The organism is Streptomyces otsuchiensis, assembly GCF_004305975.1.
In the GTDB taxonomy this organism is placed as follows: Bacteria; Actinomycetota; Actinomycetes; order Streptomycetales; family Streptomycetaceae; genus Streptomyces; species Streptomyces otsuchiensis.
Genome location: NZ_BHZI01000102.1, coordinates 1 through 19,067, shown reverse-complemented (window position 1 = coordinate 19,067; position 19,067 = coordinate 1). Strand labels below are relative to the sequence as shown.

At 74.3% G+C, this 19,067-nt stretch carries 13 protein-coding genes; 7 read left to right on the top strand and 6 right to left on the bottom strand.

The annotated features are described in order from the left end of the window. The first annotated feature begins 308 nt into the window (after positions 1–308). From E0D90_RS12020 to E0D90_RS12005, 4 genes are all read left to right on the top strand, one after another. Entirely contained in the window at positions 309–1,796 is a 1,488-nt protein-coding gene (locus E0D90_RS12020) for a sensor histidine kinase (RefSeq protein WP_130797895.1), read from the top strand. Between the two features lie 510 nt (positions 1,797–2,306). Then, positions 2,307–3,965: a PP2C family protein-serine/threonine phosphatase gene (locus E0D90_RS12015; RefSeq protein WP_130797893.1), complete on the top strand. Its 1,659-nt coding sequence runs from the start codon at positions 2,307–2,309 to the stop codon at positions 3,963–3,965. Then, positions 3,962–5,065, top strand: a complete 1,104-nt coding sequence (locus E0D90_RS12010) for a cobalamin B12-binding domain-containing protein (RefSeq protein WP_130797891.1) — start codon at positions 3,962–3,964, stop codon at positions 5,063–5,065. The genes E0D90_RS12015 and E0D90_RS12010 overlap by 4 nt, the downstream gene beginning before the upstream one ends. Further along, on the top strand, positions 5,062–5,466 hold the full coding sequence (locus E0D90_RS12005) for an STAS domain-containing protein (protein ID WP_130797889.1): 405 nt from the start codon (positions 5,062–5,064) through the stop codon (positions 5,464–5,466). Before E0D90_RS12010 ends, E0D90_RS12005 begins: the two co-directional genes overlap by 4 nt. A gap of 358 nt (positions 5,467–5,824) precedes the next feature. On the opposite strand, the gene E0D90_RS28300 is transcribed toward E0D90_RS12005, so the two are convergent. From E0D90_RS28300 to E0D90_RS11980, 5 genes are all read right to left on the bottom strand, one after another. Continuing rightward, positions 5,825–7,126 (bottom strand): amidase family protein, encoded by a 1,302-nt coding sequence (locus E0D90_RS28300; protein ID WP_307721138.1) that lies wholly within the window; start codon positions 7,124–7,126, stop codon positions 5,825–5,827. A 211-nt stretch (positions 7,127–7,337) separates the two neighbouring features. Next, positions 7,338–8,771, bottom strand: coding sequence for a GH1 family beta-glucosidase (locus tag E0D90_RS11995; RefSeq protein WP_130797886.1), 1,434 nt, complete (start codon positions 8,769–8,771; stop codon positions 7,338–7,340). A gap of 74 nt (positions 8,772–8,845) precedes the next feature. Further along, complete coding sequence (locus E0D90_RS11990; protein WP_227870163.1) at positions 8,846–9,658, bottom strand: carbohydrate ABC transporter permease; 813 nt, start codon at positions 9,656–9,658, stop codon at positions 8,846–8,848. Positions 9,659–9,781: 123 nt separating this feature from the next. Continuing rightward, on the bottom strand, positions 9,782–10,798 hold the full coding sequence (locus tag E0D90_RS11985; protein ID WP_103501738.1) for a carbohydrate ABC transporter permease: 1,017 nt from the start codon (positions 10,796–10,798) through the stop codon (positions 9,782–9,784). Between the two features lie 14 nt (positions 10,799–10,812). Then, complete coding sequence (locus E0D90_RS11980; protein WP_130797884.1) at positions 10,813–12,120, bottom strand: ABC transporter substrate-binding protein; 1,308 nt, start codon at positions 12,118–12,120, stop codon at positions 10,813–10,815. Positions 12,121–12,362: 242 nt separating this feature from the next. On the opposite strand from E0D90_RS11980, the gene E0D90_RS11975 reads away from it, so the two are divergent. The 3 genes from E0D90_RS11975 (at position 12,363) to E0D90_RS11965 (ending at position 17,750) form a co-directional block, all read left to right on the top strand. Further along, positions 12,363–13,400, top strand: a complete 1,038-nt coding sequence (locus E0D90_RS11975; protein ID WP_103501736.1) for a LacI family DNA-binding transcriptional regulator — start codon at positions 12,363–12,365, stop codon at positions 13,398–13,400. 344 nt (positions 13,401–13,744) lie between these two features. Further along, entirely contained in the window at positions 13,745–14,860 is a 1,116-nt protein-coding gene (locus tag E0D90_RS11970) for a WD40 repeat domain-containing protein (RefSeq protein ID WP_130797882.1), read from the top strand. 43 nt (positions 14,861–14,903) lie between these two features. Next, a complete protein-coding gene (locus tag E0D90_RS11965) occupies positions 14,904–17,750 on the top strand; it encodes a WD40 repeat domain-containing protein (protein ID WP_130797880.1) in 2,847 nt (948 codons plus the stop codon). Between the two features lie 97 nt (positions 17,751–17,847). Here the strand turns inward: E0D90_RS11965 and E0D90_RS11960 are convergent, their stop codons facing one another. Further along, on the bottom strand, positions 17,848–18,612 hold the full coding sequence (locus E0D90_RS11960) for a metallophosphoesterase family protein (protein WP_130797878.1): 765 nt from the start codon (positions 18,610–18,612) through the stop codon (positions 17,848–17,850). Positions 18,613–19,067 lie beyond the last annotated feature (455 nt).

Genomic DNA, 19,067 nt, shown 5'->3' with positions numbered 1-19,067 from the left:
GGACACGGCACCCCGCCGCCCCCGGCCGGTCAGCCTCCCTCCGGTCAGCCTCCCTCCGGCCCGCCGCCGTGGGACGCCGCGCCGCCGTACGGCGGCGGCCCGGGCCTGTCGTCCCTCGGCCCGCCGCACAGCCCGCCCGGCGGCCCGGCGCACCCGCAGCCGCTGACCGGCCACCCCGGCCACTCGCAGGCCGGCCCGCCCCACGTCACCCCGGCGGCTGCTCCCACCGTGCCCGGGGCCCCGCCGCGCGCGCCGTACCGGCCGGCGGGCCGCCGGCGCCGTCCGCCCGCGGGGCCGGAGCAACCGGCATGAGATGGGCGCTGGTACGGATCTCGCTCGCGGTGACCTCGATGGTCGTCCTGGCCTTCGCCGTACCACTCGCCCTGGTCGTCGAGGAGATGGCGGCCGACCGCGCGCTGGGCAACGCGGAGCGGCAGGCCGCGGCGTTCGCGCCGGCGCTGGCCATCACCACCGACCGGGCCCAGCTGCAGCGCGCCGTGGCCAGTACCGACGCGGGGGCCGACGGCCGGATCGCCGTCCACATCCCGGCGGACGGCCCGGACGACGCGCCCGGGGCCGACGGCTCCGAGGCCGCGGGCCCTGAGACCGACGGTGCCGACACTGCCGACGCCGACGGTTCCGGAGCGGCGGACGACCTCGCCGGCGCGCTGATCATCGGTGAACGGCACACCTCCGACGCCGAACTGCGGGACGCGCTGCGCTACGGACGCGCCGTCTTCCTCGGCGTCGAGGGCGGCACCGTACTGCTCCAGCCCATCGCCGTGGAGGCCGGACGGATCGCCGTGGTCGAGGTCTTCGTGCCCACCGCGGATCTCACCGCGGGCGTGACGACGGCCTGGCTGGTGCTGGCGGGCGTCGGACTGGCCCTGGTGGTCGGGTCGGTGGCGGTCGCCGACCGGCTCGGGCGGCGCACGGTGCGCCCGGCCGAACAACTGGCGGCGGCCGCACGGGAGCTGGGGGAGGGACGGCTGAGCGTACGGGTGCCCGAGGAGGGCCCGGCCGAACTGCGCTCCGCCGCCGTGGCGTTCAACTCCATGGCGCGCCAGGTCGCGAACCTCCTGGCGGGCGAGCGGGAGATGGCCGCCGACCTCTCGCACCGGCTGCGGACCCCGCTGACCGTGCTCCGGCTCAACACCGCCTCCCTCGGGGCCGGGGACGCGGCCGAGCAGACCCGGCACGCTGTGGACCAGCTGGAGCGGGAGGTCGACACCATCATCCGGACCGCCCGGGAGAACCGCTCGGCCCTGACCGGCCCCGACGGCGCCCCCGCCGGGGGCGCCGACACCGACGCGGCCGAGGTGATCCGGGAGCGGATGGAGTTCTGGTCCGCGCTGGCGGAGGACGAGGGGCGCTCCGCCAGCCTCGCCGGTGTCGACCGGCCCGCCCGGGTCCCGGTGCCGCGCGCGGACCTGGTGGCGGCGCTGGACGCGCTGCTCGGGAATGTCTTCCGCCACACGCCCGTCGGGACCGACTTCGCCGTGGACGTCCACCACGGGGGTGACGACGCGGTGATCGTGCTGGTGTCCGACGCCGGGCCCGGCATCGCGGACCCCGACGAGGCGCTGCGCCGGGGCCACGGCGACGGCGGTCCCGGTTCCACGGGGCTCGGGCTGGACATCGTGCGGCGGGTCGCGGAGTCCACCGGGGGCGATGTGCTGGTCGGTTCCTCGGTCCTGGGCGGTACGGAGATCCGGGTGTGGCTGTCCGTCTCCGGTCCCGCGGTGACCGTCGCGCGCCCGCGTCGTGCCGCGCGGCGCCGCGCGGCACGTACCTGAGAGCGGCCGGTTCCGGCGGAGTTCGGGGCCCGGTCGCGGGGGCCCGGGCGGCGACGCCGCCCCGGGGCGGCCGGTGCGCACCGTCGCCGGGCGTCCTCGGTGACGTCCGAACAGGGGCCGGGGCGCCCGAACGGGTGGCGCGGGGCGCGCGGTTCACGGCCGCCCTCCGGCGCACGCCCGAAGCGTCAGCCGTGCGCCGGTACCGTCCCCCCAACGCACGCCCGAACCGGTGGTTCGAAAGTTTCCGCCACGGGCCGGAGGTGACCGCCCGGCGGTGGTCGGCGACCGCTTCCGGTAGCGACGCACCGGCCTGACCACGGGTTACCCGGAGGTGCGCGAGCCACGTGATCTTGGTCGGGCCCGTCGGTCGAATCAAACCGATGACACGTTGATAAGCATATGTATAGGACACCGGTTGCCTCGGGGCCCATCGTTGCGCGATCGTGGCGGGAAGAAGCGTTTCTCGTCAGGTGAAGGGTGGTGAGGTTCGTAGCCTACGGACCTCCGTCAGTGGATACTTCGAAGACTTCCCCAGCCGGCCCGCGTGAGCTACGCGCCACCTGGGCCTCCGCGCCGTACCCGGTCGTCCTCGCCGACCGGGCGGGTGGTGTCATCGAGCTCAACGACGCCGCCTCGTGCATCCTGCCGGAAGTACGCCCCGGTGACTGGCTGCACGAGTCCGCGCCGAACTGGCTCGCCGACGCCCACCAGCGGCTCTCACGCGGCATCCCCTCACAGAACGGCTCCTCCTCGGCACCGGCCGGTGGCCGGATCGGGGAGCGGGTGTACGAGGCGCACCCCACCCGCGACCCGGACGGCGACGTCGTCTGGTGGCTCGTCGACGACACCGACCGGCGGCTCGCCGAGGAGGCGCTCCGCAGCGAGCGGGAGCGCACGGCGTTCCTCGCGGAGGCGTCCAACGCCCTGCTGTCCTCACTCAACGTGGACCGGTGCATGGAGGTGACCGCCCAGCTGGCCGCGACCCACCTGGCCGACGCCGCCGTCATCGTCGCGCCGGGCAAGGGCCGCCGCCATCCGATGACCAGCTGCGTGGGTGAGAACCCGGTCTCCCGCGGCACGGTCGAGATCGACACCTCCGCCATGCCGGGCCTCAGCGAGGCGCTCCAGGGCTTCCCGCCCGTGCCGTCCCGCTGGATCGACCCGGCGAGCGCTCCCGAGTGGGTCATCCCGGAGGAGATGCGGGGGAGCGTCGGCTCCGTGGTCATCACGCCGCTCCCCGGCCACGGCCTGCCCGGCGGCGTGCTGATCCTGCTGCGGAGCGCCGACCACACCGCGTTCACCGAGGACGCCGAGATCTTCGCCCGGCTCTTCGCGGCCCGGGCCGGGGCCGCGCTGTCCGCCGCGCGCATGTACGCCGAGCAGTCGAGCATCACCACCACGCTGATGCGGGAGCTGCTCCCGCCCAGCCTCCACCAGGTGAACGGGGTCGAGTTCGCCGGCGGTTACCGTGCCTCCGGCCAGTCCGAGCGGGTCGGCGGCGACTTCTACGACGTGCATCCCGGCGCGGACGCCGACCAGGAGTCGCTCGCCGTGCTCGGCGACGTCTGCGGAAAGGGGCTGGAGGCGGCGGTCCTCACCGGGAAGATCCGCAACACCCTGCACGCGCTGCTTCCCCTGGCCGACGACCATCAGCGGATGCTGCGGCTGCTCAACACCGCGCTCCTCAACTCCCATCACACCCGGTTCGCCACCCTGGTCCTCGCCTCCGCGGTGCGCCTGGAGCGGGGCGTCCGGCTGCGGGTCACCAGCGCCGGCCATCCCGCGCCGCTGGTCGTGCGGGCGGACGGCACCGTGGAGGAGGCCGAGACGCACGGCTCGCTGGTCGGCGTGCTGCGCGACATCAAGTCGGCGACCGCCGCCATCGATCTCGCGGTCGGCGAGACCTGCCTGCTGTTCACGGACGGCATCACCGAGGCCCGCGGCGGCCCCCTCGGGGACGAGATGTTCGGCGAGAGCCGGCTGCGCGAGGCCCTCGGTGAGTGCGCCGGGATGCCCGCGGAGGCCGTGGTCGAGCGTGTCCAGATGCTGGCCGCCCAGTGGGTGGGCCGCGGCCGGCACGACGACATGGCGGTTGTCGCCATCACCACACCGCGCGGTGGTCCGCTGACCGCCATGACTCTGGGGTCCCTGGGTAGGCGCCGGGCATGACCGTCAGTACCAGCCTGCGCCCGGACCAGAGACTGATCCGGACGTGCCGGGAAGAGCTGTGGTCGGCGCTGCGCGACGGCGACGAGCACGCCGCCGCCACCGCGGTGTTCGCCGGGCTGGAGGACGGGGTGCCCGCGGAGGCGGTGCTCATGGAGGTGATCGCACCCTCCCAGGCCCGTGTCGGGCAGGAGTGGGCGGCCAACCGCATGACCGTCGCCCAGGAACATGTCGCCACCGCCATCAACGAGCGGGTGATCGCCGCTCTCGCCCATCACCCCGCCGGCCGGGTGGAGCCGCGCCATGCCCGCGTCGCCGTCGCCTGCGTGGAGGGGGAGTGGCACGCGCTTCCCGCGCGCCTGCTCTCGGAGGTGCTGCGGTTGCGTGGCTGGCGGGTGGACTTCCTCGGCGCCCATGTGCCGACCCCGCATCTGATCGCACATCTGCATCGCACCGGGCCGGAGGCGGTGCTGCTGTCCGCCTCCATCCCCACCCATCTGCCCACCGCCCACGCCGCCATCACCGCCTGCATGGCCGCCGGAGTCCCGGTGCTGGCCGGCGGTGCCGCGTTCGGCGCCGACGGCCGCTACGCGCGTTCGCTCGGCGCCAGCGACTGGGCGGCCGACGCCGCCACCGTGGCCGAACTGCTGGCGGCCGGCCTGCCGCGGCCGGACCCGACGGCGATGCACCACCCCATCGAGGACCTGCCGCACCTCGCTGACCAGGAGTACACGATGATCGCCCAGTCGCGGTCGCGGCTGGTCAAGGAGACCCTGGCGGAGTTGGAGGAACGGTTCCTCCCGATGCGGGAGTACAGCTCCCGGCAACGCCGCCACACGGCCGAGGACATCGCGCACGTCGCCGACTACCTCGCAACCGCCCTGTACGTCGACGACCAGGAACTGTTCACCGCCTTCATCGGCTGGACCGCGGGCATCCTCACCGCCCGCGGTGTACCCGCCCGGTCCCTCGCGCTCACGCTCGACGTGCTGGACTCCCAGCTGAAGGACTTCCCGCGCGCCCGCGCGCTCCTGGAGCGCGCGGGACACGGGCTTCGTCCCGACCCCCACATCCCCGTCCCCGGCAATGGAAAGCCCGCATGACCACGCTGCCTCAGCCCTACTTCAAGCTCACCGTCGAACGGGTGGGCCGCCACACGCTGATCGTCCGGCTCTTCGGCGACCTCGACCACGAGTCGAGCGACGAACTGGTGGAGACGCTGGACCAGCGTCTACGGGCGGAGAGGGCGGAACTGGACGAACTCCACCTCGACTTCGGCGAACTGGGCGCGGTGGACTCCATGGGGCTGTCCGCCATCCTGATGGTGCACCGGTACTGCGAGGCCGCCCATGTGCATCTGCACCTGGACCGCCGGCCCCCGCACCTGGACCGGATACTCACCGTCACCGGGACGCTGGCCTACCTCACCGATCCGTGCGCCCAGCACGAGCCGGTGCGTCTCGGTGACACGTCGCCTCCGCGAGGTGCGGACCCCCGCCGCTGACGCCCACGACGGCTACCACGTACCGTGCTCGCCCGCCGGACCGGCCGGTTGATGCCGTCATGCCGGGCCCTCGCCGTCCGCTCACGCCCCGGCCCGGCTGAACAGCCGTGCCCCCAGGGTGATCGCGACGGACGCCGGCGCCACGGCGACGCCCGCGCCCGGCAGCACCGCCGCGCCGTAGTGCCGACGAACGCGGCGCGGATGCCCCGACGAGGTAGCGGCAGGGCACGAACCGCGAGACGACATCCAGCCAGGCCGGGGCCGCGCCATCGGCAGCATGATTCCCGAGAGCGGCACGGCGGGCATGGTGACCGAGTTGATGACGGGCGTGAACTTCTGCGGTGTGCCGACCCGCGCATCACCGCACCGGGGACGAGCCGCCGCCGTCGCCGTCCACGACCGGCCGGGCGGACGGCGGCGGGGCGGCACCTGGCGACGACGCCCACCGAACCGGCACCGGGGCGCACCCGCCCACCCCGGCGCGTTCCGCCGCCCGCGCCACCGCCAGCAGGGTCGCCTCCGCGCCGTGGCGCGCCACCAGTTGCAGTCCGACCGGTTCACCGCCCGGGGTGTGCCCGGCCGGGAGCGACAACGCGGGCTGGCCGGTGATGTTGAACGTCCAGGTCAGCGCGGTGCTGAAGACCTCTCCCGGTCCCCGGTGGCCGTGCGGGACGTTGGGGGTGGTCGGTGTCGCCAGCAGTTCGGTCCGCTCGAACAGCCCGGCCACCCGCGCGGTGAGGGCCACCCGCTCGCGGGCGGCCTCCGCCGCCGCCCCAGGGCCCGCGCCGCGCAGCGCCAGCCAGCAGCCGGCCGGATCGTCCCACCGCACGGGGGTGTCGTGGAGTTCCACCGCTCCGGCGGAGGCCAGCACGTGCAGCGCCGCGAGCGCCGTGGCGGCCACCGGTGCCGACGGATCGGCGAAGCCGAGGTCAGCGGACCACACGGTACGCGGCGGCGCCCGCCGCGCCGGGGGCACGGCGGCCGGCGCCGCCGCCGGGCGCATCGCCGCCAGCCAGTACGCGGCGTCCCGGACACAACGGACCAGCGGGCCCGCGATGTTCAGCCCCGCCCGGTCACGGGCGGGCACCACGCCGTTGGTCGGCTTGAGCCCCAGGACGCAGCACCACGCCGCCGGGACGCGGACGGATCCGGCGCCGTCACTGCCGGTCGCCAGCGGCACCATGCCCGCCGCCACCGCGACGGCCGAACCGGCGGAGGAGCCCCCCGGAGTGCGGCCGGGGTCGTGCGGATTGCGCGTGGGGCCACGTTCGGTGGCACCCCAGGTCCGCCAGGGCGTCCCCCGGCCGGGTGTGGCCGTCGCCCCGACCGGGACGCAGCCGGCCTCGATCAGCCGCCGTGTCTGGTGGGAGGACAGCCCCTCGGCGCGTTTCAGGGCTACCGGCACCCCGGCCAGCGGCAACCACTCACCGGCCCGCAGGCGGCGCTCCACTCCGGCCGCCACGCCAGCGGCGTACTCGGGCCAGACCTCGGTGAACGCCCGCAGTTCGGGGTCGAGTTCGGTGACGCGCGCCAGTGCGTCGTCCACGGTCTGCCGTACGCCGACCGTACCCGCGCGTACCCGCTCGGCGGTCGTGTGCGCGCACCACGCCCCGGGCTCGTCACTACCGCGTGGGCAGGCCGCCGTCATGTCGCGGGTCATCTCCGTCGCTCGCCGTCCCCCGGATTCGCCGCCTCCCCCGCGGCGGGGCGCGCCCGTCCCCCGTGCGGGAGGGCGGGCGCACCCGGAGCTGCCGGTCGCGGCGGTGGCCGGCAGTGTGTCACGCGGAACGCGGAACGCTGAACGAGGCCGGGGCGTTCGGCGCTTCCGGCGCGGGGCGGCCGGGCCCCCTCCCGCCGGCCCGGCCCCGGGCTCAGAGCGCGCGGTTGTGCCGGATCAGGTCGGCGTACCAGAGGGCGCTGCTCTTGGGGGTGCGCTTGAGGGTCTCGAAGTCCACGTGCACGACGCCGAACCGCTTGCTGTAGCCGTAGGCCCACTCGAAGTTGTCCAGCAGCGACCAGACGAAGTACCCCTGGACCGGGGCGCCCTGCGCGATGGCGTCGCGCACGGCGGAGAGGTGCCCGTGGAGGTAGTCGACCCGGCGCGGGTCGCGGACCTGGCCGTCCTCGTCCACCTGGTCGTCGAAGGCGGCGCCGTTCTCGGTGACGTAGAGCGGGAGGCCGGGCGCCTCGCGGTGGAACCGGGTCAGCAGCTCGGTCAGGCCGCTCGGGTCGATCGACCAGTTCATCTCGGTGCGCTCTTCCGACGCCTGGTGGAAGGCGACGTCGTCGGAGCCGACCCACGGGGAGAACTGGGAGTCGCCGTGGCCGTCGTCTTCGGCGGTGCCGCGGCCGGGGGCGTAGGAGACCACGGAGGGCTGGTAGTAGTTGATGCCCAGGGAGTCCAGCGGCTGGTTGATGATCTCCTCGTCGCCCGGCCGCACGAAGGACCAGTCGGTGACGGCGGCGGTGTCGGCCTTGAGGTCCTCGGGGTAGCCGCCGTGCAGGATCGGGCCGGTCCAGATGCGGTTCTGGAGGGCGTCGATCCGGCGGGCGGCGTCGAGGTCCTCGGGTGACCCGGTGAGCGGGCGGACCGCCGCCGGGTTGAGCGTGATGGAGACCTGTGCGGTGCCGGGCAGGGTGGCGCGCAGCGCCTGGGTGGCGAGGCCGTGGCCGAGGTTGAGGTGGTGCGCGGCGCGCAGCACCGCCAGCGGTTCGGTGCGGCCGGGCGCGTGGACGCCGGAGCCGTAGCCGAGGAAGCTGCTGCACCAGGGCTCGTTGAGCGTGGTCCAGCGGGTCACGCGGTCGCCCAGTCCCTCCGCCACCAGTCGGGCGTACTCAGCGAACCGCTCGGCGGTCTCCCGCTCGGGCCATCCGCCGGCGTCCTCCAGCTCCTGCGGGAGGTCCCAGTGGTAGAGCGTGACGACCGGGGTGATGCCGCGCTCCAGCAGTCCGTCGGTGAGCCGGCGGTAGAAGTCGAGTCCGCTCTGCACGGCCGGGCCGCGGCCGGTGGGCTGGACCCGGCTCCAGGAGATGGAGAAGCGGTAGGCGCCGATCCCGAGGTCCTTGATCAGGTCGAGGTCGTCGGCCCAGCGGTGGTAGTGGTCGCAGGCGACGTCGCCGGTGTCACCGTTCTGCACCTTGCCGGGGGTGCTGCTGAAGGTGTCCCAGATGGAGGGGGTGCGTCCGCCCTCGCGGGCCGCGCCCTCGATCTGGTAGGACGCCGTCGCGGTGCCCCAGAGGAAGTCCGGCGGGAACTCCAGGTCCGGGGTGGTGGGGGAGAGGGATGTGAGATGACTGTCAGTCATGGAAGCGCTCCCATTCGTGGTTCAAAGGATGCGGGGTGCGCACGTCGTGAGACGGGCACACCCCGCTGGCGGGATCAGCCCTTCAGGGCGCCGTGCATGATGCCGCCGACGATCTGCCTCCCGAAGACCGCGAACGCGATCAGCAGCGGGAGGGTGCCCAGCAGCGCTCCGGCCATGATGACGCCCTGGTCGGGGACATACCCCCGGCCCAGGCCCGTCAACGCGACCTGCACGGTCGGGTTCTGCTGGGTCAAGGCGATGATCGGCCAGAAGAACTCGTTCCAGGCCATCACGAAAGTGAGCATCCCCAGCACGGCCATGGCAGGCCGGGCGACGGGGAGCACGACGTGCCAGACGACGCGCAGGCTGTGCGCGCCGTCCACCCGCGCGGCCTCGATCAGCTCCTTCGGTAGCGCCTGGACCAGGTACTGCCGCATGAAGAACACCCCGAAGGCGCTCACCATCATCGGCAGGATCACCGCCTGGAGCCGGTTGGTCCAGCCGAGTTCGGCGATCGCCATGTACAGCGGGACGACCCCGAGCTGCGGCGGGACCATCATGGTGCCGATCACCAGCAGCAACAGCAGGTTTTTCGCGCGGAACCGCAGCTTGGCGAAGGCGTAGCCCGCCAGGGTGGCGAACAGCACCGTGGAGATGGTGATGGCGCTCGCCACGAACAGCGTGTTGAACAGGGCCATGCCCATGTTCCCGGTGTTCCAGGCGGTGTCCAGGTTCTCCCAGAGCCGGTCGCCGAAGGTGAACGGCGGAGGCGTCTGGGCGAGCCGGGTGTTGCTGTGCGAGGCCGCGATGGCCGTCCACACCAGGGGGAACAGCGAGCCGATGGCGAAGACGGTCAGGATGGCGTAGGTGAGCCACCCCGCGTGCATCTGCCGGCCGGCCTTGCCGCCGGTGCGGCGCGGGCGCCGGCCCGGCTGGTCCCCGCTGCCGCCGTCACCGTCGACCCGGACGGGCGAGGTGGAACCGGTGGGTGGGGCTGTCGTCGTCATGGGTCAGTCCCCCTTGCCGGTCGTGCCGCGCGTGACCCACTTGGAGACCGCCCAGTAGATGAGGCCGATGATGATCAGCAGCAGGAACATCGCCCAGGCGATGGCCGACGCCCGGCCGAGGTTGAAGTTGAACCAGCCCATCTCGTACATGTACAGACCGAGCGTCTGGTACTGGTTCTGCGAGCCGCCGGACGGTCCGGAACCGAAGAGCAGCGGTTCACCGAACAGCTGGGTCGCGCCGATCGTGGAGACGACGATGGTGAAGAGGATCGTCGGCCGCAGCGAGGGCAGGGTGACGTGGAGGAACTGCTTCCACGCCGAGGCGCCGTCGAGCGCGGCGGACTCGTAGAGGTCCTTCGGCACGGCCTGCATGGCGGCCAGGTAGATCAGCGTGTTGTAGCCGGTCCAGCGCCAGATGACGATCGTGGAGATCGCGAACTGCGAGGTCCAGCTGCCGCCCTCCCAGTCGATGTTGTCGATACCGACCAGGCCGAGCGCCCAGTTGATCATTCCGTAGTCGCGCCCGTAGAGCATCGCGAAGACGAGCGTGGCGGCGGCCACCGACGTCGCGTACGGGGTGAGCATCGCGACCCGGAAGAAGTTGGAGCCGCGCATCTTGTAGTTGAGCAGATGCGCCAGGCCCAGGGCGATGCACAGCTGCGGGACGGTGGAGATCAGCCCGATGGTGAAGGTGTTGGCCAACGCGTTCCAGAAGAACTCGTCGGACATCAGCCGGGTGAAGTTGTGGAAGCCGGCCCACTCCATGCTTCCCGGGTCCTGGAGACGGACCCGGTGCAGCGCCGCCCAGCCGGTGAACAGCAGGGGGAAGAGCCCGAAGGCCCCGAAGAAGAGGAAGAACGGCAGGATGAAGCCGTAGGGACTGGCCTTGGTGTCCATCCGGTAGCGCCACGAGCGGCGGCGCTGCCTGCGCCGCTCCCGCTCGTCGTCGCCACCCTTGGCCGGGCGCGGGGCCGCGCCCCCCTCAGCGGGGGACGCGGCGTTGAGGTCGTGGGATGTCATCGCGTTTCGGCGGATCAGTCGGCGAGGGCGTTCTCGATCGACTTCACCGCGTCCTCCCAAGCTTTGTCGCGGTCGGCGCCCTGCCGCTCGGCGGTGAGCAGGCCGTTGGCCAGGCCCTCCTGGATCACCTGGTCGCGGGGACCGACGATGAGGGTCGGGATGTCCTGTGCGGCGGCGCTGAACAGCTCACCGATGGGGGCGTCCGCGAAGTACTCGTTGCTGGCCTCCTGGACCTCGGGGAAGCCCATGGCCTCCTCCGAGGACGGGAAGCTGCCGCGCTCGGTGAAGAGCTTGGCCTGCTGCTCGGGGGCGGTCAGCCAGGCGGCGAGCTTGACGGCCTCGTCCTTGTGCCGGGACGCCTCGGTCACGGTGAGGAAGGAGCCGCCCCAGTTGCCGGCGACGGGCGCGTGCGCGAAGTCCCACGAACCGAGGCCGGCGTCACCGGACTTGTCCTGGATGTAGCCGAGCATCCACGCCGGGCAGGAGAGGGTGGCGAAGTCGCCGTTGGCCATGCCCCGGTCCCACTCGGGGGTGAACAGGTCGTGCTTGGCGGTCAGATCGGACTCGACCGCGTCCATGGCGATGTCCCAGGCGGTGGCGACACCCTCGCTCTCCTGGTAGACGACCTCGCCGTTCTCGTCGTAGAAGCGCTCCGGGAAGGAGTTGACGACCGCGTTGAACAGACCGGCGCCGGCGTCGACCCACTTGGCGCCGCTGGTGGTGTTCTCGGCGAACTCCTCACCCGCCTCGATGTACGCCGACCAGTCGTCGGCCCACAGCGCGCTGACCTCCTCGCGGTCGGTGGGCAGCCCGGCCTCCTCGAAGAAGTCGGTGCGGTAGCAGATGCCCATGGGGCCGGTGTCGGTGCCGAGCCCGACCACCTTGCCGTCCGGGTCGGTGCCCTGGGCGAGCTTCCAGTCGAGGAAGTGGCCGGTGTCCACGTCGTGGTCGTTGAAGTCGACGAAGTACTGGCCGAGTTCGTTGGTGGCCTCGAAGATGTTGGCGACCTCGATCGCCTGGATGTCCATCAGGCCGCTGCCGGTGGGCAGCCGGGTCAGCAGCGCCGCGTAGTAGTCGGCGTTCTCCTGGGTGGAGGTCTGCTCGATCGTGATGTGGTCGTTCAGCTCCATGTACTCCTCGTACAGACCGGCCTCCTCCAGGCCGAACTGTCCGAAGACGCCGACGGTCAGCGTGATGTCGTCGGAGTCGCCGGAGCCGCTGCCGCCGTCGTCGCTGCTGGAGCAGGCGGTGGCGGTGAGCATCATGGCGGCGAGGCCGACGGCAGCCGTTCTGATCGTCCTCTTGCGGTGGGTCGTGCGCATGGTGATCGTCCTCCTGGCGCGTGGACGTGCCTCTCCCGGTCGGCGTGCGGCGCATGTGGGGGTGAGCGGGGCCGGGTGTGGAACGTTCGAAGTCTGCTGAGTAGGGTTCGCAAGTGGGAGCGCTCCCACTGACGGTGTTCCGGAGATTTCCGGAGACGCGGGCCGGTGTCAAGGCATCTGACCGCACCGACGTGTTTCCGTGATCTCATGGGGGCTTCGGGAGCAAGCAACGGGAGGACCCGATGGCGGTGGCAAGACAGAGGGCCGGACGTGATGGGCGGCCCACACTGGAGCAGGTCGCGGCACGAGCCGGCGTGGGACGCGGAACCGTGTCCCGGGTGATCAACGGGTCCCCGAGGGTCAGCGAACGCACCAGGGTCGCGGTCGAGGCGGCCATCGCCGACCTCGGCTACGTCCCGCACCGAGCGGCACGTGCCCTGGCCGGAAACCGCGCCGACGCCGTGGCGCTGGTGGTGCCCGAGCCCGAGACCCGGCTGTTCGCCGAACCGTACTTCGCCGCGATCATCCGTGGCATCAGCGTCGAACTGGCCGAGGCCGACATCCAGTTGCTGCTGACTCTCAGCCGCACCGCCAGCGAGCGCGAGAGGTTCGCGCAGTACGCCGCCGGCAACCGGGTCGACGGCGTCCTGCTGGTCTCCGTCCACGGCGAGGACCCGCTCCCCGAACTGCTCGCGGAGAACGGCATCCCCGCCGTGATGAACGGCCGCCGCTCCGCCCACGAGACCTTCCCGCACGTCGACGGCGACAACGTCGGCGGCTCCCGCGCCGCGGTCCGGCACCTCCTGGAACGCGGCGCCACCAGCGTCGCCACCATCACCGGTTCGCGCGACATGTACGCCGCCCAGTGCCGCCTCGACGGCTACCGCGAGGAACTCGACGCCGCCGGCCTCGCCGACGACGAGGGGCTCGTCGCGCACGGCGACTTCAGCGAGGAGGGCGGCTACCGCGCCATGTGCGAACTCCTCGGCCGGCGGCCCGCGCTGGACGCCGTCTTCTGCGCCTCCGACCTCACCGCCGCCGGCGCCCGGCGCGCACTGCGCGAGGCCGGCCGTGACGTCCCCGGGGACGTCGCCCTCGTCGGGTTCGACGACTCGGCCATCGCCCGGCACATGGACCCGCCGCTGACCAGCGTCCGCCAGCCCACCGAGGAGATGGGGCGCGCCATGACCCGGGCGCTGCTCGCTGAGATCGCCGGTGAGGCGCCCACCTCACCCGGGCTGATCCTCCCCACCGAACTGGTCCGGCGCGCCTCCTCCTGACCGCGCCTCACGTCGCGCCTCACGCCGCGCCTCACGTCGCGTCCCGACCGGGCCGGCCCCGGGTCTCACCCCGCGCCCCGGTCCGCGCCCGCCCGCGCCGCGCGCGCTCCTCGGGTGGCGGTGCGCCGTCGCCCGGTCGCCCTGCGTCGCCGTCGGCCCCGACGGCCGGGCCACCGGCACCGGCACGGGGCCGCCGCTCCGTCCGTGACGTGCGGCTCCGTCCCGCCCGGCGGGGCCCCGGCGGCCGGAATCGGCCGCCGGGAAACGCCCGGAAACCACCGGTTGGCGCCGGCTGATCGGGACAACCTGCCCACAGTCCCCGCCAGGGCGTCTAGGGTCCTGACATGGCCGTGCGACAACTCTGCGAACCCGGTGCCCTGGACACCCGCCGGCCCCTGGCCGGCCGCGCCGCCGTCCCGGAGCGCGTGATGAGCGTGGCCGCCACCCGGGATCTCCGCCGGGTCGCCGTCGCCACCTCCGCGCCCTGGTTCCCCGGACTCGGCGAGCTGCTGCTGCTCGAACCGGACACCCGGGCCGACCCGTTACGGCTGCCGCTGGTGCGCGGCGCGCACGGAGCCGTCGTCCGCGACCTCGTCCTCAGCCCCGACGGCTCGATGCTCACCGCCTCCCTCGGCGGCGCCGAGGAGCAGCACATCGCGGGCATGGTGCACTGGTCTCTGGAGGGCGCGCCGGGCGAGCTGTGGCGCCGCCGTGCGGGCCGCCCTACCGTCACCGCCGACGGCGACGCCCGGCACGTGCGGCTCGCCGTCAGCGCCGACGGCTCCACCGTCGCCGGCTGCGACCAGAACTCCCACCATGTCGCGGCGGTGCGCGCCCGGAGCGGGGCGCCGCTGTTCGACGGGGAGTCCGACGCCCACCGCGGCGGTGCCGTCGGCGGGACCGGGGCCGTCGCGGTCGACGCGGACGGCTCCCGGCTCGCCTTCCGGCTCTGCCGTTGCCACGGCGGCGCCCCCGACGGCGAGATCGCCGTACTGGGCCTGCGCAGCGGCGCGTTCACCACCCACACCACCGGCATGGGCTGGTGCTGCGGGCTGGCCTTCAGCCCCGACGGCACGGAGCTGGCGGTGGTCGGCATCTCCGACGACGGCCGGGGAGTCGCCACCGTCATCGACCTCACCGCCCGCCCCGGCGACGCCCGGCCCTGGTCCGTCCTCGGCGAACTGCCCTGGGAGGCCCGCCGGCAGTGCGCGCGGCCGGTGTGGAACGAGCACGGTCCGCGAGTGGCCGTACGCTCCGGTCACACGGTCACCGTCTGGGACCTCGCGCGGGAGAGGCCGCTGCACGCCGTGGACGGCATGGGCCGGGAGACCGCCTGGAACCTCACCCCCGACGGTGGGGTCCTCGTCACCGCCACCCCCGACGGCCTGCGGGCCCACCCCCTCGACACCCCCGCGACCACGGCCGGCGCCTCCCGAGGCGACGCCGGACACCGGCCCTGAGGCCGGCCGGGCCACCCACCAGCGAAGAGCCCAGGAACGTCCCATGACCGACGCACGACGCCTCGACGAGCTGCTCGCCTCCCGCCCGGGCCGCGCGGCCTGGGAGGAGATGTGCGGCCTGCTCGAACGCTGTGAGCCGCGCCGGCTGGCGGAGCTGACCCCGCGGGTGCTGCGCTGGCCGGCCGCGCAGCGCCCGATGCCCGACCGCTGGTGGGCCCAGTGGACCCGCGGTGACACCCGTCCGTACCACGCGCTGGCGGGCACCCGGGGTCTCGGGCGGCTGGACAGCGTCGAGACCGGCACGGTCGCGGACCCCGTCGAGGAAGACTGGTCGGACTGGGCCGACCAGGCCGACCTCGCGGACCTCGCAGCGCTGCCGGGGCTGCTGGAACTCAGCCGCCGGGCCGGGCCGTGCGACCTGGCGCCGCTGGACGACCTCGCCCGGCTGGACGACCTCGACTCCCCGCGCGGCACGGACGGCCTGTTCCCCAGCCGTCGCCGCAACGGTTACCGGCCCGGCGCCGCCGAACCCGGGGCCGAGCCCGGGGCCGAACCCGGCGTGGGCGGCGACGGCTCCGGCGCCGGCTTCGACCCCGGCTTCGTGCACGGGCTCGGCCCGGAGTTCGACCGGATCTTCGGCCCGGGCGGCGACGCCGGCCACGACTCCCCGGGCGGCTACCACCTCGACTACGGCGCGATGGACCCCGAGGACGCGGAGGCGCCCGGAGCCGGCCCGGGCGGCGCGCCGCCCGCCGCCGACGGGCTGGAGGACGGCGGCGACACCATGGCCTGCCTCGACCACGGCGCCGCCGCCGTGGCCGCCCCCGCCTCACTGCGCTGGCTGGTCGTCGGAGCCCACGCCTCCTGGCAGGAGCGCGGCGGCGACATCGTGCGCTGGGAGACCACCCGCGACGCTCCGCTCGTCTGGTACCAGCACGGCGCGGACACGCAGGACGAGCCGTGCGAGGTCCAGGTCAGCCCGGACGGCGAGATCGCCGTGACCGCGGTCGAGGGCAGCTGGACGGCCTGGTCGGCCGCGACCGGCAAGCCGCTGTGGCGGCTCGACCCCGCGCTGACGGGCAGCGCCGCCGGTTCCGGACGGGGCTCGATGAGCCTGGACGACCCCGTGCGCTTCGCCTTCTCCGGTGACGGACGGCGCCTGGCGGTGGGCACCGGCAGCTCCGACGTGGTCGCCGTCGTCGACAGCCGCACCGGTGCGATGGTCCTCAGCGTGCCGGGCGGTGGCGACGCGTTCGGCCCGGTCGCGCTCGACACGCACGGCCGGCTGCTGGCCCACGCCGCCCCAGGCGGGCGGGTGATGGTCCGGGAGGTCGCCACCGGGGCCGTGCTCGCCTCCGGCGAGACCGGGCTGACCTCGGTCGCCGCGCTGGCGCTGGCGCCCGACGGCGGCGCGGTCTTCGCGGTCGGCGGCGCGGTCGGCGGTGCGCCGGTCGACGCGGGCCTGACCGTCCGGGCCCGCCCCGCGGCCCGGCTGCTGACCCTGCGGGCCGCGGACACCGGCCCCGACGCCGGGCCCCCGCCCCCGGCGCCCGGCGCGTCGCCGCCCGCACGGCTGATACCCGGCCCGCTGATCCGCCCCGCCGGCTGCCCCGGCGGTATGGACGCCGACTCCCAGTTCGCCGCCACCGCCACCCGGGCCTGCTGGACGGCGGAAGGGCCCCACGCCTTCGTCGGCGCCGACTTCGGCTCCGTCCTGTTCGACGGCGAGGGCCGCACCCTGTGGGCGGACCCGGCCGGTGCCGTCGCCTGCTTCACTCCCGACGGGCGCGCCCTGGTGGTGGTGCAGGAGGAGGTCAGCGTCTGGTTCCTCGCCGGGCTGGCCCGCCCCGGGGCACCCGCCGACCCGGGGAGCGCCCACGCGCCGGGGGAGGTGCTGCTCACCCGGCTACCACTGCCCGACGCGCCGCCCGAGCGCCCCTGCTCCTACTGGCCGGTCCGGCTCGCCGCCGTGAGCGACGACGCGCGCGGCCTGGTCTTCTCCACCCAGCTGGACCGCGGCGCCGCCCGCCGCCGCCAGGTGATCTGCCGATGGCCGGAGGACGGCGGGCCGCCCGAGGCGCGGCTCCTGCCGCCCGGCCCGGGACCGGCGGCGGCGCTCTCGGCTCTCGCCGTCGACCCCGCGGGCGAGACCGTCGCCCGCGCCGTGCTGTCCGACGACGCCCGGCTCCTGCTGGACGAGCTCGACACCGGTGCCCCGCGCTGGCGTTACGCGCTGCCGCCGGGGGGACGACGCGGTCCGCAACGGCTGCACACCGCCTTCAGCGCCGACGGCCGCCGGGTGGTGCTCGCGGCGGCCGACGGCCGGTCCGTGGTGCTGGACGCCGCCACCGGCGTCCCGGTCGGCGCCTTCCGCGAACCGGGCCCGACCCTCCAGGCCGTCGCCCTCGACGCCACGGGCGACCTCGTCGCCCACGGGATGGTGGGGGACGGGCGCGGCCGGGTCGTGGTGCGCCGGGTCGCCGACGGCACGGCGCTGCTGGAGGCCGGCCCGCGCGAGCTGCGGCAGCTCATCGGTCTGGCGTTCGCCCCCGACGGCGGATCGCTCGCCGCCGCCGGAGCTACGCATGGCCGGGACGCGGCGCTGTGGACCGTGCCGCTCTCCGGAACCGACCCCGCCCCGCTCCCACGGACCGCGGCCCACGACCTGCCGATGAGCGACCAGCCGCGCGGCGCGCTGGTCTGGACGGCGGCAGGCGCCCGCGCGGTCTTCCCCGGAAGCCGTGGCGCCAGCGTCGTCTGGGACGCCACCAGCGGCCGGGTGCTGGCCGACGTGCCGTTCGGCGCCGGTGAGGGCGCCATCGCGCTCTCACCGGACGGCAGGACCCTGGTGACGGTCACCCAGGCCGGGGCCCGGCGCTGGCCGCTCTGACGCCACGTGCCCGGCAGCCATGACGCCGGAGTGCCACGCCGTAACGGCGGGCGCGGCCGCAGTAGGCTCGCGTGCCGTGCCGTGCCGCGCCGTGCAGTCAGGGCTCGGTGGTCCGGCCGTCGCGCGGGGCGAACGCCGCCAGCGCCTCGTCGTCCCCGGCCCGCGCATGGAGGAAGTAGTCGGCCCAGCCCGCCGCGTCCGGGTACCCCGACTGCTCCGCCACCGCCGCGCACGCGGCGGCGGGATCGAAGACGGTGCGCCGCAGTTCCACCCCCGGGCCGAGCAGCGCCCAGTGCGCCCCGGGCCGGCCGTAGGGCATGCCGACACTGCCGGGGTTGACCACCAGCCGTCGGTGCGCCAGCCGTGCGAACGGCATGTGGGTGTGACCGCAGACCACCGTGTCGACCGTGGGGTCCAGCCCTTCGAAGAGCTCCGACCAGCGTGCCAGCCGGGAGTCGACCAGCACCACCTCCTCGTCGTCGCGCGGGGTGGCGTGACAGAACAGGGTCCGCCCGAGGCCGGGGAGGTCCAGGGTCAGTGTCGCGGGCAACGAGGCCAGCAACTCCAGGTGCGCGTCGGTGAGCTGCTCGGCGGCCCAGGGGGCGATGGGGTCGGGGACGGTGCCGGCGACGCCGCGCCGCAGATCGAGCAGCTCACGGTCGGCGTTGCCCGAGACCCAGGCGCAGCGGTCGCCGAGGGAGGTCAACAGGTCGAGGACCGGGCCGGGTTGCGGTCCGGCGGCGATGTCTCCGGTCAGTACGAGGAGGTCGGCGGCGGCCACGTCCGGTTCCGCCAGGACCGCTTCCAGCGCGGGGAGGACTCCGTGGATGTCGGACAGTACGGCGACGCGTCGGATGGTCATGCGCCGATTCTGGCGGCGTGAGTCCGGTTGGTGAAGACACTTCGCCGACTGCGGACAAACCGGTGGCCGGTCGCCGCCCGCCGTGCCGCGGCGGTCAACCGGCCGCCCGGCCGGGCGCGTTGCGGTGTGCGCGCGCCGGGAGCGCGCGCACACCGCACACCGGACTGACCGGAGTCGGCCGGAATGCGTGAAAGCCGCGTGGTGTCGGCCCCGTGTGCGTGCTGTGAGCGCTCGCCGCCCGGGGGTCCGGACCGGACGGGCAGCGCCTATGGTGTTGGCCACTGATCGACCCCGCAGATCAATGAACCGTTCCGACCGCAAGAATCGTGACCAGCCGTGGACTACTGCACCGCCTGCCGGCGCCACCTCAACGGGGCGCTGGCCTGCCCCGGATGCGGCCGTGCTGCCGACGGCGCCGCGGAGGTCCGTGGCGGCGGATACGACGCCTACACCCC